Below are 15,923 nucleotides of genomic sequence, written 5' to 3' on the forward strand. Positions count from 1 at the left end.
TCGCGCTCCCCGCCAGGCGGTCCTCACGTCCCCCGGCGGGTCGTCTCCTCGCGCGGCCCGGCGGGTCGTCCTCGCGTTCCCCGGCGGGTCGTCCTCGCGTTCCCCGGCGGGCGCTCCTCGCGCTCCCCGGCGGGTGGTCCTCGCGTTCCCCGGCGGGTGCGTCAGAGGGTGATGACGATCTTGCCGCGAACGTGGCCGGACTCGCTCAGGTCGTTCGCGGCCGCGGCCTCCTCCAGCGGGAACGTGCGCTCGACCGGCATCGAGAAGCGGCCCGCGGTGTAGAGGGCGGCGGCCTCGTGCAGCGTCTGGTACGCGCGGCCCTCGGAGCCGTCGGTGACCCGCGCCCCGAGCTTCGGCGCGTCGAAGTCGGCGATGCTCACCACGTCCGCCGGCGTCGGGGTGAGCGTGACGAGCTCGGCGACGGCTCCGTGCCCGGCGGCGTCCAGCGCCCGGTCGACCCCGTTCGGCGCGAGCGCGCGGATGCGGTCGGCGAGCCCCGGCCCGTAGGTAACCGGGATCACCCCCAGCCCCCGCAGGAAGTCGTGGTTGCGCTCGCTCGCGGTGCCGATGACCGTGGCCCCGCGGGCGATGGCGATCTGCACCGCGGCGATGCCGACGCCGCCGGCCGCGCCGTTGACGACCAGCGTCACGCCCGCGGCGGGCTGCGAGTCGTCGCCGTGGGCCGCACTCCCGTGAGCCGCGCGGTCGCCGCCGCCTGATGCGCCGACGGCGGTGGGCGCCGGGCCGCCGGTCCCGGTGCCGCCCGTGGCCGCGGGCGGCTGGGTCCTGCCGAGGCCGAGCAGGTCCAGGGCCCGGCCGGCGGTCTCGACCACGTTGGGCAGACCCGCCGCCTCGGTGAAGCTCAGGGCCGGGGGCTTCGCCGTCCAGTGGCGCAGGACCGCGTGCTCGGCGGCCGCGCCACCCTCGGCCACGCCGAACACCTCGTCGCCGACCGCCACGCCCTCGACGCCCTCGCCGAGGGCGTCGACGACGCCGGCCGCGTCGGAGTGGGGGATCATCGGGAGGCGGTCCGGCGAGGTGCCGAAGGCGCCGCTGCGCACCTTCCAGTCGAAGGGGTTCACCCCCACGGCTCGCACCGCGATGCGGATGCGCCCGGCCGACGGCTCCGGCTCGGCGCGCTCGACGACGCGCAGGACGCTCGACGGCCCGTACTCGGAATACTGCAACGCCTTCACGCTGTGCCCCCGATCTGTCGGTGGTTGGCGGCCGCGCTCGGCGGGCCGGGATGCGGGCCGGGTCTGGGTCGGACGGGTGATGCCGGGCGGCTGGTGTCAGGTGTTCAACGGACGGCGGGCGACCAGCAGGACGTGGGTGTCGGGCCAGTCGAGCGGGTGGCCGTCCAGTGTGGACAGCCGGGCGTATGGGCGGATGCGGTGCTCGACGATCCAGTCGTTGCGCCAGGAGTGCGACGCCGGGTCGACCTCGAAGCCGACGTCGGTCAGCAGGGCCTTCCAGTCGGCGAACTCCAGGCCGCAGAACTGCTCGTGGGCCTCGGAGAGCCAGTTGTCCGGGTAGTCCTTGTGGGTGAGGAACTCCATGGCGTCGGACAGGGCGATCTCGACCGCGCCGGGATCGGTGGGATCCTCGAGGTCCTTGTAGGGCAGCGGGAAGTGGAAGTCCGCGGCGAAGCGGTCCAGCCGGGCCCGGGTGGAGAGACCCTCGACGTGGGCCGCGATCTCGTCCCGGCCCAGCTCGTCCAGGGCGGCGGCACCGGGCTGCGCCGTGGGGGCCGGCGGGCTGCCCTGCAGCGACAGGCGGACCCGCAGCGCGCGGTTGTCGGGGCCGCAGACGTCGGAGTTGATCCAGACGCCGCCGGGGACGGTGTGGTCGTAGATGGCCTGAGCGAAGGCGCGCAGGGAGTCCATCTGGTGGCCGTAGGACCAGATCTCGTGGGTCAGCGCGAACGTCAGGGTCGTGTCGATCGAGCGCGGCGGGAAGACGGCACCGCCGAGGACGTTGCGGCAGTAGAAGTACACATTGGGGTTGGTGAACCAGCCCTGGGCCTTGCGGTGCACGCACTCCTCGTAGAGGTGGCGGGCGACCTCGACGCCGATCAGGTCGCTCTCGCGCAGGGCCGGCTCCCGGTCGGCGAGGGCGAGCACGGCGCCGGCGCCGCAGCCGACGTCGACGATCCGGCCGGGGCGGACGTGGCGCTTGACGAGGTCCCACTTGCGCTCGGCGCTGGCCTCGAAGGCCTCGGCGTAGGTGCGGTAGTCGCGGGTCGTGGTCAGGCCGCCCTCCTCGCCGACGACGGGGTCGTTCACCACGAGGGCGACCTGCTCGCCGAGGCGGTAGCGGTCGTAGACGTCCAGCGTCGCCGGGTGCGCCGCCTCGCGCCAGGAGGGGTCGCCGTCGGCCAGGCGCAGGAGCACGTCCCACGGCCGCTCGGGCACCGCGGCCGGCTGGGGCTCGGATGAGCCGGCGGTGCTCTCGGGGCCGGGTGCCGCCTCGGGGCCGTCCGCCGCGACGAACGCCGTGTCGGCCTCCACCAGGGCGATGGGGAAGCCCAGGGCCGAATACAGCGCGGCGACCTCGGGCGTCGAGCAGGCCACCAGGGTGTCGTCCGGCGTCAGGTGGTGGCCCAGGACGGACTCGACGCTCTTGAGCGTGACCTCGGCGAAGCGGTCGGTGTGCGCGGTGTCGAAGACCGGCACGACCAGCGAGCGCAGGTCCTCCTGGACGCTGAAGCGCTCGATGGCGGCCTCGCGGCGGTCATACGACACCGGATTGCGCTTGGTGTTCTGGTGGTTGGCGCTCGTCACCGCCCAGACGATCGTGGGCGGCGAGGTGGCGGATTCACGGTCGGTACGAATGCCGTCTTCGCTCTTCACCAAGGCTCGCAGATAGGCCGCCTGGAAACGGGTCAGCAGGTGATGGCGGCCGGGGAAGAGGACGAAGCGCGCCATGGTCAGTCCCGCGGGTCCGCGTGCTCGACGACCTCGAACTCCAGCAGGCTCGCGCCCGTCGCGACCGGCCGGGCGCGCTCACCCGCGTGGGCCTCGCGGGCCGGACCGCTGGACCAGGCCTGGAAGTGCTCCTCGGACTCCCACTTCGTGTAGACGAAGTAGCGGGTCTCGCCGGCCGTCGGGCGGAGCAGCTCGAAGCCCAGGAAGCCCGGCTGGCCCTCGACCGCGCCGTGCCGTGCGGCGAAGCGGCGCTCCAGTTCGGGGCCTGCGCCCTCGGGAACCTCGATCGCGTTGATCTTCACGACTGCCATGCCCCAACCCTAGCGACCGGGTACGACAGAACTCCTTCACCCTGGTCGGACCGAATGCGGTGGGAGCCGACCGGGTCCTGGTGGGACAATCGCGCGCATGACCGATGTGCTCGAAGATCTGCAGTGGCGCGGCATGATCGCGCTCTCGACCGACCTCGACGAACTCCGCAAGGAGATGGCGAAGGGGCCGATCACCTATTACTGCGGGTTCGACCCCACGGCGCCGAGCCTGCACATCGGCCACCTCTTCCAGGTGCTGACGGTGCGCCGGCTACAGCTCGCCGGGCACCGCCCGCTCGCCCTCGTCGGCGGCGCGACCGGCCTGATCGGCGACCCACGGCCGTCCGCCGAGCGGCAGTTGCACTCGGTCGACCAGGTCGCCGAGTGGGTTGAGAAGCTACGGGGGCAGATCGAGCCGTTCCTGGACTTCACCGGCAGCAACGCCGCCCGGATGGTCAACAACTACGACTGGACCGCGTCCATGTCGGCGATCGACTTCCTGCGGGAGATCGGCAAGCACTTCCGGGTCAACAAGATGCTCACCAAGGACGCGGTGAGCGCGCGGCTCAACTCCGACGCGGGGATCAGCTACACCGAGTTCAGTTACCAGATCCTCCAGGGAATGGACTTCCTGGAGTTGTACCGCCGGTATGACTGCCGTCTCCAGACCGGCGGCAGCGACCAGTGGGGCAACCTCACGGCCGGCACCGACCTGATCCATCGCGTGGAGGGCGCCTCCGTGCACCTCCTGGCCACGCCGCTGCTGGTGAACTCGGCGGGGGAGAAGCTCGGCAAGTCCACCGGCGGCGGCAGCCTCTGGATGGATGCCGAGCTGACCAGCCCATACGCGTTGTACCAGTACTTCGTGAACCTCGAGGACGCCGTCGTGGGCAGCCTGTTGCGCAAGCTCACGTTCCTGGAGCGCGAGGAGATCGAGGTCATCGAGAAGGAGACCGCGGAACGACCGGCGGCCCGGCTCGGGCAGCGGCGCCTCGCGGAGGAGATGTCCAAGATCGTGCACGGCCCGGAGGAGACCGCGCAGGTGATCGCCGCGAGTCAGGCGCTGTTCGGCCGGGGTTCACTGGGCGAACTGTCGGCGTCGACGCTGCGGGCCGCGCTGAGCGAGGCCGGCCTCGTGCAGGCCCCGCCCGGCTCGACGGTCGCCGACCTGTTCATCGCGGCCGGGCTCGTCTCCAGCCGCAACGAGGCGCGGCGCACGGTGGCGGAGGGCGGCGCGTACGTGAACAACGAGCGCGTGTCCGATCCCGAGGAGATCGTGGCCGCGGAGCGGGCCCTAGCGGGCGGGCTTCTGGTGCTGCGCAAGGGAAAGCGCACGTTCGCCGGCATCGAGCTCGCCGCCGGGTGACCTCGATTTGACTCTCGCGCCGGGCGCCGCGTAGGTTCCGTCCTCGCTACAGGCGCCCGGCGCGCCGGTCAACACCAAAGAGAGTGATCGATTTGGTGGAGATCGGAAGGCCGGGTAATGTAGATGACCGGCAGGGAAACGGACGAGATAGCGGAGCGCAAGTCGCGCCGCGGCGGTCGGCCTGCCGAAGCCCCAAACGATCATCAAACCGGGTGACCGGCGAGTGATCGTGCCCGTAAAACGGCCGACAGACACGATTTGGATGTCGGACGCGGAGCGGGTAAGGTTCTTCCTCGGCAGGGACACGGACGAGGTCCGCGGGTCACGAAAGTGAGCCGCAGCGGACGTCCTGCCGACAGCCTACGACACTCGGCCGGGTATCCGGAAGAGTTGTTGTGCGCTCGTGGAACTGGACAAAGTACCGCAAGGCGGACTTGACACAGCGAAGCGGACATGCTAGACTAGAACGGTACGAAACGCCCCGGGCGAGTGGCACTGGAAACGGTGACGCGAGGCGGTGTGTGTTGGTTGTTTGAGAACTCAACAGGGTGCTTGTTAAGCCAGTGCCAAATGATGATTACCCCGTGGCATGGGCGCGCTTCTTTGGGAGTGTGTTGCGTGTCTGGGATTCCTTTGGTGACAACATGTTTGTTGCCGGGTGATTGATTCACCAACACAGGTTTTGTTGGAGAGTTTGATCCTGGCTCAGGACGAACGCTGGCGGCGTGCTTAACACATGCAAGTCGAGCGGAAAGGCCCTTCGGGGTACTCGAGCGGCGAACGGGTGAGTAACACGTGAGTAACCTGCCCTAGGCTTTGGGATAACCCTCGGAAACGGGGGCTAATACCGAATATTCATGTTCCGCGGCATCGTGGGGTGTGGAAAGTTTTTCGGCCTGGGATGGGCTCGCGGCCTATCAGCTTGTTGGTGGGGTGATGGCCTACCAAGGCGACGACGGGTAGCCGGCCTGAGAGGGCGACCGGCCACACTGGGACTGAGACACGGCCCAGACTCCTACGGGAGGCAGCAGTGGGGAATATTGCACAATGGGCGGAAGCCTGATGCAGCGACGCCGCGTGAGGGATGAAGGCCTTCGGGTTGTAAACCTCTTTCGACAGGGACGAAGCGCAAGTGACGGTACCTGGAGAAGAAGCGCCGGCCAACTACGTGCCAGCAGCCGCGGTAAGACGTAGGGCGCGAGCGTTGTCCGGATTTATTGGGCGTAAAGAGCTCGTAGGCGGCTTGTTGCGTCAGCTGTGAAAACCCGCAGCTCAACTGTGGGCTTGCAGCTGATACGGGCAGGCTTGAGTTCGGTAGGGGAGACTGGAATTCCTGGTGTAGCGGTGAAATGCGCAGATATCAGGAGGAACACCGGTGGCGAAGGCGGGTCTCTGGGCCGATACTGACGCTGAGGAGCGAAAGCGTGGGGAGCGAACAGGATTAGATACCCTGGTAGTCCACGCTGTAAACGTTGGGCGCTAGGTGTGGGGGGCCTCTCCGGTTCTCTGTGCCGCAGCTAACGCATTAAGCGCCCCGCCTGGGGAGTACGGCCGCAAGGCTAAAACTCAAAGGAATTGACGGGGGCCCGCACAAGCGGCGGAGCATGCGGATTAATTCGATGCAACGCGAAGAACCTTACCTGGGTTTGACATGTACGGTAATCCGGCAGAGATGTCGGGTCCTTCGGGGCCGTTCACAGGTGGTGCATGGCTGTCGTCAGCTCGTGTCGTGAGATGTTGGGTTAAGTCCCGCAACGAGCGCAACCCTTGTTCGATGTTGCCAGCGGTTCGGCCGGGGACTCATCGAAGACTGCCGGGGTCAACTCGGAGGAAGGTGGGGATGACGTCAAGTCATCATGCCCCTTATGTCCAGGGCTTCACGCATGCTACAATGGCCGGTACAAAGGGCTGCGATACCGTGAGGTGGAGCGAATCCCAAAAAGCCGGTCTCAGTTCGGATCGGGGTCTGCAACTCGACCCCGTGAAGTCGGAGTCGCTAGTAATCGCAGATCAGCAATGCTGCGGTGAATACGTTCCCGGGCCTTGTACACACCGCCCGTCACGTCACGAAAGTCGGCAACACCCGAAGCCGGTGGCCCAACCCTTGTGGAGGGAGCCGTCGAAGGTGGGGCTGGCGATTGGGACGAAGTCGTAACAAGGTAGCCGTACCGGAAGGTGCGGCTGGATCACCTCCTTTCTAAGGAGCACCTTCGGTCGAAAGACTGTGAGGAGCCCGCATCGGCCGAGTGTGCTGGTGGGGTGCTCAATGGCGGAGACACTGGCGAAGGTCTTGCGGACAACGGTCCCGGAGTCGAGTACTGCTAGCTGGAAGGCTGGCGTGGAAACAGTTCTGGGATGCGGTTCGTGTGGATCGTATAGGCACCCTGTTGGGTCCTGAAACAACCAGCGATGGTGTGTTTCGGACGTGAATCTGCGCCGGCGTGCAAAACCAGGCAGGGTGTCTGTCGAGGTTGCCGCTGACAAGACGGTGCGGGTTTGGTGTTGGTTGAGAATTGCACAGTGGATGCGAGCATCTTTATTGCTTTGTGGTCAAGTTGCTGAGGGCGTACGGTGGATGCCTTGGCACCAGGAGCCGATGAAGGACGTGGGAGGCCGCGATAGGCCTGGGGGAGCTGTCAACCGAGCTGTGATCCCAGGGTGTCCGAATGGGGGAACCCGGCACCAGTCATGTGGTGTCACTCCTGCCTGAACACATAGGGCAGGTAGAGGGAACGCGGGGAAGTGAAACATCTCAGTACCCGCAGGAAGAGAAAACAATAGTGATTCCGTGAGTAGTGGCGAGCGAAAGCGGATGAGGCTAAACCAGGCATGTGTGATACCCGGCAGGGGTTGCATGTTTGGGGTTGTGGGGCATGTCTGCACCGGTCTGCCGGCTGGTGGCACAGTCAGAAAGCCGTGGGTTAGTCGAAGTCCGCTGGAAAGCGGCACCGTAGACGGTGAGAGTCCGGTAGGCGAAAATTCGACGGTCTGTGTTGGCGTGTTCCCGAGTAGCGGCGGACTCCTGTAATCTGCCGTGAATCTGCCAGGACCACCTGGTAAGCCTAAATACTCCCTGGTGACCGATAGCGGACGAGTACCGTGAGGGAAAGGTGAAAAGTACCCCGGGAGGGGAGTGAAATAGTACCTGAAACCGTGCGCCTACAATCCGTCGGAGCGTCCTGGCTTAGGCTGGGGGTGACGGCGTGCCTTTTGAAGAATGAGCCTGCGAGTTAGTGATACGTGGCGAGGTTAACCCGTGTGGGGGAGCCGTAGCGAAAGCGAGTCTGAATAGGGCGTTCAGTCGCGTGTCCTAGACCCGAAGCGGAGTGATCTAGCCATGGGCAGGCTGAAGCGCGGGTAAGACCGCGTGGAGGGCCGAACCCACCAACGTTGAAAAGTTGGGGGATGATCTGTGGTTAGGGGTGAAAGGCCAATCAAACTCCGTGATAGCTGGTTCTCCCCGAAATGCATTTAGGTGCAGCGTCACGTGTTTCTTGCCGGAGGTAGAGCACTGGATGGCCTAGGGGGCCCACAAGCTTACTGAAGTCAACTAAACTCCGAATGCCGGTAAGTGAGAGCGTGGCAGTGAGACTGCGGGGGATAAGCTTCGTAGTCGAGAGGGAAACAGCCCAGATCACCAGCTAAGGCCCCTAAGCGTGTGCTAAGTGGTAAAGGATGTGGGGTCGCATAGACAACCAGGAGGTTGGCTTAGAAGCAGCCACCCTTGAAAGAGTGCGTAATAGCTCACTGGTCAAGTGGTTCCGCGCCGACAATGTAGCGGGGCTCAAGCACACCGCCGAAGCTGTGGCATTCACACGTGTACCAGGCCTTTGTGGTCCAGGTGTGTGGATGGGTAGGGGAGCGTCGTGTCACCGGTGAAGCGGCGGAGTGATCCAGCCGTGGAGGTGACGCGAGTGAGAATGCAGGCATGAGTAGCGAAAGCAGGGTGAGAAACCCTGCCGCCGGATGACCAAGGGTTCCAGGGCCAGGCTAATCCGCCCTGGGTGAGTCGGGGCCTAAGGCGAGGCCGAGAGGCGTAGTCGATGGACAACGGGTTGATATTCCCGTACCCGCGTAGAAGCGTCCATGCTGAACCTGCTTGTACTAACGTCACAATGGTCTGAACCTTTCGGGGGGATGGCCGGCGTTTCGGAACTCGGGTGGTAGTAGGCAAGCGATGGGGTGACGCAGGAGGGTAGCTGGACCCGGCCGGTGGTTGTGCCGGGGCAAGCGTGTAGCCCGTGCTGTAGGCAAATCCGCAGCACATGTGGGTGAGACGTGAAGCGGAGCCGTTTCAGGTGAAGTCAGTGATCCCATGCTGCCGAGAAAAGCCTCTAGCGAGTTTCGAGCGGCCCGTACCCCAAACCGACACAGGTGGTCAGGTAGAGAATACCGAGGCGATCGGGCGAACTGTGGTTAAGGAACTCGGCAAATTGCCCCCGTAACTTCGGGAGAAGGGGGGCCACCGATGGTGAGACCACGTGCTGGTGGAGCGGTTGGTGGCCGCAGAGACCAGGGGGAAGCGACTGTTTACTAAAAACACAGGTCCATGCTAAGTCGTAAGACGACGTATATGGACTGACGCCTGCCCGGTGCTGGAACGTTAAGGGGACCTGTTAGTCCTTCGGGGCGAAGCGGAGAACTTAAGCGCCAGTAAACGGCGGTGGTAACTATAACCATCCTAAGGTAGCGAAATTCCTTGTCGGGTAAGTTCCGACCTGCACGAATGGCGTAACGACTTCCCCACTGTCTCAACCACAGGCCCGGCGAAATTGCACTACGAGTAAAGATGCTCGTTACGCGCGGCAGGACGGAAAGACCCCGGGACCTTCACTATAGCTTGACATTGGTACTCGAATTCGATTGTGTAGGATAGGTGGGAGCCGGTGAAACCCTCACGCCAGTGTGGGTGGAGGCAAGCTTGAAATACCACTCTGTTGGATTTGGGTATCTAACCTTGGACCGTGAGCCGGTTCAGGGACAGTGTCTGGTGGGTAGTTTAACTGGGGCGGTTGCCTCCTAAAATGTAACGGAGGCGCCCAAAGGTTCCCTCAGCCTGGTTGGCAATCAGGTGTTGAGTGCAAGTGCACAAGGGGGCTTGACTGCGAGACTGACAGGTCGAGCAGGGACGAAAGTCGGGACTAGTGACCCGGCACTGGCAGGTGGAAGCGGTGTCGCTCAACGGATAAAAGGTACCCCGGGGATAACAGGCTGATCTTCCCCAAGAGTCCATATCGACGGGATGGTTTGGCACCTCGATGTCGGCTCGTCGCATCCTGGGGCTGGAGTAGGTCCCAAGGGTTGGGCTGTTCGCCCATTAAAGCGGTACGCGAGCTGGGTTTAGAACGTCGTGAGACAGTTCGGTCCCTATCCGCCGCGCGCGTAGGATACTTGAGAAGGGCTGTCCCTAGTACGAGAGGACCGGGACGGACGAACCTCTGGTGTGCCAGTTGTTCTGCCAAGAGCACGGCTGGTTGGCTACGTTCGGAAGGGATAACCGCTGAAAGCATCTAAGCGGGAAGCTCGCTTCGAGATGAGGTATCCCACCCCTTGAGGGTTAAGGCCCCCAGCGAGACCACTGGGTTGATAGGCCGGAAGTGGAAGCCTGGTAACAGGTTTGAGCTGACCGGTACTAATAGGCCGAGGACTTGACCTACATCCTTGCTTTGAAGATCTTGCATCCACTGTGTGATTCTGAACCAACACCGAACGCACCCCAACTACTTGGTTGGGTGTGCGGGGTTGACAGGTTCATAGTGTTACGGCGGCCATAGCGGAGGGGAAACGCCCGGTCCCATTCCGAACCCGGAAGCTAAGCCCTCCAGCGCCGATGGTACTGCACCCGAGAGAGTGTGGGAGAGTAGGACGCCGCCGGACAATCATTCGATCAAGGGCCGCCCGTCTGGGCGGCCCTTGATTCGTTTTACCGGGTCGAACGCATACGGCGTACCCCGGTCGGGAAGGATGAAGTCGTGAACATGCCACACGACGGCGACGGCCAGGAGCGGCGGCCGCGCAGGGATGACTCTCGCTCCCGCGGCGGCGATCGGCCGCGCGGGAACTCTCGCGACGATCGGGCCGGCGGCCAGTCGCGGGATGACCGTGGCCGGGGTGAATTCCGGGGTGGGCGTGACGGTGACCGTCCGTCCCGGGACCGCGGCGAGCGGCCGAATCGTGACGGCGGTGGGTACCGCGGGGATCGCCCCACCGGCGGCGGGTTCCGTGACCGTGACCGGGGCGACCGGCCCACCGGCGGCGGCTACCGCGACCGGGGTGACCGGCCCACTGGTGGCGGGTTCCGTGACCGCGATCGGGGTGACCGGCCCACCGGTGGTGGGTTCCGCGACCGGGAAGGTGGCGGAAGTCAGCGCCGGGACGGTGACCGGCCCTCGGGGTTCCGGGACCGTGACGGTGGAGCTCGCGGGGACCGGCCGAGTGGCGGGTTCCGGGACCGCGACGGTGGCCCGCGTGGGGATCGGCCCGAGCGGCCGTACCGCGGGGATCGGGACGGCGGCGGGTACCAGCGGCGCGATCGTGACGGCGACCGGCCCGGTGGCGGTGGGTTCCGTGGGGATCGGCCCGGTGGCGGCGGGTTCCGTGATCGTGATCGTGGCGACCGGCCCACCGGTGGTGGGTTCCGTGACCGCGATGGTGGCGGCGGCGGGTACCAGCGGCGCGATCGCGACGGCGACCGGCCGGGTGGCGGTGGCTTCCGTGGGGATCGGCCCAGTGGCGGCGGGTTCCGCGGCGGTGGGGACCGGCCCAGTGGCGGCGGCTTCCGTGACCGTGACCGGGGTGACCGGCCCACCGGTGGCGGGTTCCGCGATCGTGGCGATCGGCCCAGTGGCGGTGGCTTCCGTGACCGTGACCGTGACCGGGGCGACCGGCCGGCCGGTGGCGGGTTCCGTGACCGTGGCGATCGGCCCACTGGTGGCGGGTTCCGTGACCGTGACCGGGGTGACCGGCCTACTGGTGGCGGGTTCCGTGACCGGGGCGACCGGCCTACTGGTGGCGGGTTCCGGGACCGCGATGGCGGGGCGCGCGGGGATCGGCCGTTCCGGGATCGGGACGGTGGCGGGTACCAGCGGCGCGATCGCGATGGGGATCGGCCCTCCGGATTCCGGGACCGTGACCAGGGTGACCGGCCGAGCGGTGGCGGCTTCCGTGACCGTGGTGAGCGGCCGAGTGGCGGTGGCTTCCGTGACCGTGGCGACCGGCCGAGCGGTGGCGGGTTCCGTGACCGTGGCGACCGGCCGAGTGGCGGTGGCTTCCGTGACCGTGGCGACCGGCCGAGTGGCGGTGGCTTCCGCGACCGTGGCGACCGGCCGAGTGGCGGTGGCTTCCGCGACCGTGACCGGGGTGACCGGCCCACCGGTGGCGGGTTCCGTGACCGTGGTGAGCGGCCGAGCGGTGGCGGGTTCCGTGACCGTGGCGACCGGCCCACCGGTGGCGGGTTCCGCGATCGTGGGGACCGGCCCAGTGGCGGCGGGTTCCGCGACCGTGAGGGCGGCGGCTACCAGCGGCGGGACCGTGACGGCGACCGGCCCGGTGGCGGCTTCCGCGACCGGGATCGGGACCGCGGGCGGGACACCGGCGATCGGGCCGGCGGGTACCAGCGGTCCGAGGGGCTGCGGCGCAGCGATGCCGGTGGGTACCGGCCGCGCAGCAGCGACCCCGGGTTCGTCAGCAGCGAGGACACCGGCGAGGAGACCGTCAGCCGCGTTGCCGACCCGGTGCTCGCCGACGACATCGATCCGTCGGAGCTCGACCGTGAGGTGCGCTCGGAGCTCAGTTCGCTCGCCCGGCCCGTCGCCGAGGAGGTCGCGCGCCGGCTCGTTGCCGCCGGGCAGCTGATCGACGACGACCCGGAGCTGGCGCTCGCGCACGCGCTCGTCGCGCGGCGGAAGGCGTCGCGGATCGCCGTCGTGCGGGAGGCCGCGGGGCTCGCGGCGTACCACGCCGGCGAGTGGCAGACGGCGCTCGGGGAGCTGCGGACGTACCACCGGATGTCGGGCAAGCAGACCCACATCGCGGTCATCGCGGACTGCGAGCGGGCGCTCGGGCGGCCGGAGAAGGCGATCGACCTCTTCCGGACGGCGGATCGGGAGCGGCTCTCGGCCGAGGAGATCGTCGAGCTGCTCATCGTCGCCGCCGGGGCGCGTGGGGACCTGGGGCAGACGGACGCGGCGGTGGCGATGCTGCAGGTGCGCGAGCTGACCTCGGCGCCGGATGCGCCGTGGGCGGCGCGGCTGCGGTACGCGTACGCCGATGCGCTGCTGCGCGCGGGACGGCGGGAAGAGGCGCGGGAGTGGTTCGCCCGGGCCGCGGACCTCGACGAGGACCTGCGCACCGACGCGGCCGAGCGGCTGCTCGAGCTCGACGGGATCACGCTCGACGGCGACGTCGACGCGGATGACGACGAGGAGTTCGAGGGCGGCGAGGGTCGTGCGGCCGGCCGTGACGATGACCGCGACGAGGACGAAGACGACGACGCGGACGACGATGACGACCGCGACGATGACGATGACGATCGTGACGGCGACGACTACGACGACGAAGACGATGACGACGTAGACGACGACGGTTACGACGACGAAGACGATGAGGACGACGACCTCGACGACGACGAGGACGACGAGGACGCGGACGACTACGACGACGAAGAAGACGACGACGTAGACGACGAAGACGACGAAGACGACTACGACGATGACGATGACCTCGGCGACGATGAAGACGACGACGAGGACCGTGACGACGCGGACGACTATGACGACGAGTCGGACGGCGACCACGACGACGACGCCGGCCGTGCGGCCGCGGACTCCGAGGACGCCGACGGCGATGACGAGGTCGACGGGGACCACGACGGTACGGACGAGAAGGAGGCGGCCGGCCAGGACGCCGGCGGCTCCAAGGCGGACGACGACAGCCCGGACGACTCCGACGCCAAGGGCGGGGACGCCGGCGGCGAGAAGGGCCGGGCGTGAGCGACGCGCAGGCGGGTGACCTGGTCGGGCACTACGACCTGGTGATCTTTGATCTCGACGGGGTGCTGTACCTCGTCGACCAGGTCATCCCCGGCGCGGCGGAGGCGTGCGCGAAGCTGCGCGAGCGGGGGATCCCGAGCGCGTACGCGACGAACAACGCCTCGCGGCTGCCCGGCGACGTCGCGGCGCTGCTCACGCGGATCGGCATCCCGGCGCAGACGCGCGAGGTCGTCACCTCGGCGCACGCGACCGCGCTGCTCATGGCGGAGCGGTTCGAGCCCGGCACGCCGGTGCTGATCCTCGGGGCGCCGGCGTTGCGCGATGAGGTCGTCGCCGCCGGGCTCACGCCGGTCACGGAGGCGGAGCAGGCGCGGGTCGTGGTGCAGGGGTACGGGCCGGACGTGCGTATGCGCGATCTCGGCGACGCCGCTGTGGCGATCCGGGGCGGCGCGGCCTGGATCGCGACCAACGCCGACAAGACGCTGCCGTCGCCGCGCGGGCCGCTGCCCGGCAACGGGTCGCTCGTGGTGGCCATGGCCACGGCGCTGGGCCGGCAGCCGGACACGATCGTGGGCAAGCCGGACCCGGCGCTGTTCGTGGAGGCGGCCCGGGAGCGGGGTGCTCAGCGCCCGATCGTGGTCGGGGATCGGCTCGACACGGACATCGAGGGCGCGTACCGGGCGGGGATGGACAGCCTGCTCGTGCTCACCGGGGTGTCCGACGCGGCGGAGCTGCTCGCGGCTCCGGTCGAGCGGCGTCCGACGTTCGTCGCCGAGGATCTCGGCGGGCTGTTCGAGGACGCGGCGGCCCAGCCGTCGGGGTGGCGGGTCGAGGACCGTGACGGGCAGTGGTGGCTGTCGGGCGACGGCCGCCGCGTGGACGCCCTCAACGCACTGTGCCAGGTCGCCTGGGCGGCGGGGGAGGTGCGGCCGGTCGTCGGGGACGGGGAGGCCGCGCAGGCCGCGCTCAAGTGGCTGAAGCTGGTCTAGGACCGGCAGTGGCGGGACCGGCCCGGGCGCGTTGCGCCGGGCCGGTCGGAGCGCTTCGGCTCAGAGGAGCTTGCGCAGTTTCAGCAGGTCCATCATGCCGGCGTCGATCTTGATGCGGCCGCTGGTCCACGCCTGCATGACGTTGAGCCGGCCGTTGACGAGCGCGACGAGGTCGTCGCCGCTCGAGGTCAGCTTGATCTTCGCGCGCGGGTCGTCGCCGTCGGTCAGGTCGGTGATCTGGCCGCCCTGGAGCCGGCCGTGGAAGGCCACGTTCAGGTCGGTGACGCGGCAGGCGAGGGTCCGGTCGAAGTCGAGCTTCTCCCGGGCCTGGGCGGCATTGGCGGCCAGCCGTTCCGCGAGCTTCTCCAGAGCGGCGCGACACTCTTCAACCGTTGCCATGCGCGAGAACCCCGCCTTTCGCTGGTGCTGTGGAATGTGACGGTACCGTACGGCTTCGCGGCACGCCCGGTAGCGTGATGGCGTACACCACTTGGAGGAGAGACGCAATATGGCGCAGGAAGCATGGCGGGCGTACCTGGAGCTCGCCTACGGCATGACCGAGGCCACCACGAAGAAGGCGACGAAGACGGTCCGGCGCCTGGTCGGCAAGAGCGGCGCGACCGCCGAGCAGCTGCAGACGATGGCCGAGGACCTGCTCAAGGCCGGCTCGGCGAACCGTGATGCGCTGACGAAGCTGGTGCGGTACGAGCTGGATCGGGCCCTCGGCGCCGTCGGACTGGCCACCGCGGACGAGGTGTCGGCGCTGACGTCGCGGGTGCACGAGCTCGAGGCGCAGCTGAAGGAGGCGACGATCGCCGCGGTCGCGCCGCCGCACGAGCCCGCGCCGCCGGTCGGCGCCGAGGCGATCGCGGAGGCTCCGGCCGCCGTGGCGCCGGCGAAGGTGGTCGCGAAGAAGACGGTGGCGAAGAAGGCCGCGGCGCCGGCGAAGGCGGCCCCGGAGGCGGCTCCGGCGGCTCCGCCCGCGAAGGCCGCGCCGGCGAAGAAGGCGGCGGCGAAGAAGGCGATCGAGACCGTCGCGGCGGCCTCTGAGGTCGGGCCGGCGTCGGACAAGCTGCCCGTGAAGAAGACCACTCGCGCGCCCCGGAAGACCGCGTCGTGACCGCGCCCGTGCCTGGTCCCGGCCCCGCGCCGGTGCCTGGTCCGCTGCCGGGCCCGCCCGGTGCCGGGGTGCTGGGCCGGGTCGAGGCGGCGGTTGCGGCGTTGGGCGATGTAGCGTCGCTTCCGCTGCGGCAGCAGGTTTCGGTGTACACCGACGCCCATCGCACGCTGCAGGAGACGCTGGGCACGATCGAGGAACGCTGAGCTTTCAGGGAGCTGCT

Annotated in this window: 10 protein-coding genes and 3 rRNA genes; 8 read left to right on the top strand and 5 right to left on the bottom strand. The window is 67.8% G+C overall.

Annotation, left to right across the window (positions count from 1 at the left end; translation table 11 throughout):
• Positions 1-161: 161 nt before the first annotated feature.
• The 3 genes from AC6JBM_RS55460 to AC6JBM_RS55470 form a co-directional block, all read right to left on the bottom strand.
• Entirely contained in the window at positions 162-1,196 is a 1,035-nt protein-coding gene (locus tag AC6JBM_RS55460) for an NADP-dependent oxidoreductase (RefSeq protein ID WP_497981454.1), read from the bottom strand.
• Positions 1,197-1,292: 96 nt separating this feature from the next.
• Positions 1,293-2,927 (bottom strand): class I SAM-dependent methyltransferase, encoded by a 1,635-nt coding sequence (locus AC6JBM_RS55465; protein WP_497981455.1) that lies wholly within the window; start codon positions 2,925-2,927, stop codon positions 1,293-1,295.
• A gap of 2 nt (positions 2,928-2,929) precedes the next feature.
• A complete protein-coding gene (locus AC6JBM_RS55470) occupies positions 2,930-3,238 on the bottom strand; it encodes an antibiotic biosynthesis monooxygenase family protein (RefSeq protein WP_497981456.1) in 309 nt (102 codons plus the stop codon).
• Between the two features lie 97 nt (positions 3,239-3,335).
• On the opposite strand from AC6JBM_RS55470, the gene tyrS reads away from it, so the two are divergent.
• The 4 genes from tyrS to rrf all read left to right on the top strand — a co-directional run bounded on the left by tyrS (position 3,336) and on the right by rrf (position 10,481).
• Positions 3,336-4,604 (top strand): tyrosine--tRNA ligase, encoded by a 1,269-nt coding sequence (tyrS, locus tag AC6JBM_RS55475; protein WP_497981457.1) that lies wholly within the window; start codon positions 3,336-3,338, stop codon positions 4,602-4,604.
• A gap of 682 nt (positions 4,605-5,286) precedes the next feature.
• Positions 5,287-6,801 (top strand): 16S ribosomal RNA (locus AC6JBM_RS55480).
• A 351-nt stretch (positions 6,802-7,152) separates the two neighbouring features.
• Positions 7,153-10,260: ribosomal RNA gene (locus AC6JBM_RS55485) — 23S ribosomal RNA — on the top strand.
• Positions 10,261-10,364: 104 nt separating this feature from the next.
• Positions 10,365-10,481: ribosomal RNA gene (rrf, locus tag AC6JBM_RS55490) — 5S ribosomal RNA — on the top strand.
• The 16S, 23S and 5S rRNA genes sit together here, the layout of an rRNA operon.
• Before the next feature lie 2 nt (positions 10,482-10,483).
• On the opposite strand, the gene AC6JBM_RS55495 is transcribed toward rrf, so the two are convergent.
• The gene (locus AC6JBM_RS55495) at positions 10,484-12,490 is read right to left on the bottom strand and encodes a hypothetical protein (protein WP_497981458.1); all 2,007 of its coding nucleotides are present in this window, start codon (positions 12,488-12,490) and stop codon (positions 10,484-10,486) included.
• Here AC6JBM_RS55495 and AC6JBM_RS55500 point away from each other — a divergent pair.
• Positions 12,380-13,594, top strand: coding sequence for a hypothetical protein (locus AC6JBM_RS55500; RefSeq protein ID WP_497981459.1), 1,215 nt, complete (start codon positions 12,380-12,382; stop codon positions 13,592-13,594). The two genes, AC6JBM_RS55495 and AC6JBM_RS55500, sit on opposite strands and share 111 nt — an antisense overlap.
• Positions 13,591-14,583, top strand: coding sequence for an HAD-IIA family hydrolase (locus AC6JBM_RS55505; RefSeq protein WP_497981460.1), 993 nt, complete (start codon positions 13,591-13,593; stop codon positions 14,581-14,583). The genes AC6JBM_RS55500 and AC6JBM_RS55505 overlap by 4 nt, the downstream gene beginning before the upstream one ends.
• Positions 14,584-14,643: 60 nt before the next feature.
• Here the strand turns inward: AC6JBM_RS55505 and AC6JBM_RS55510 are convergent, their stop codons facing one another.
• Positions 14,644-14,982, bottom strand: a complete 339-nt coding sequence (locus tag AC6JBM_RS55510; protein ID WP_350621381.1) for an SCP2 sterol-binding domain-containing protein — start codon at positions 14,980-14,982, stop codon at positions 14,644-14,646.
• A 109-nt stretch (positions 14,983-15,091) separates the two neighbouring features.
• Here AC6JBM_RS55510 and AC6JBM_RS55515 point away from each other — a divergent pair, with 109 nt between their 5' ends.
• Complete coding sequence (locus AC6JBM_RS55515; RefSeq protein WP_497981461.1) at positions 15,092-15,703, top strand: phasin family protein; 612 nt, start codon at positions 15,092-15,094, stop codon at positions 15,701-15,703.
• Positions 15,700-15,906 (top strand): hypothetical protein, encoded by a 207-nt coding sequence (locus AC6JBM_RS55520; RefSeq protein ID WP_497981462.1) that lies wholly within the window; start codon positions 15,700-15,702, stop codon positions 15,904-15,906. The genes AC6JBM_RS55515 and AC6JBM_RS55520 overlap by 4 nt, the downstream gene beginning before the upstream one ends.
• The last annotated feature ends 17 nt before the right edge of the window (positions 15,907-15,923 follow it).

Source organism: Dactylosporangium thailandense, assembly GCF_059739745.1.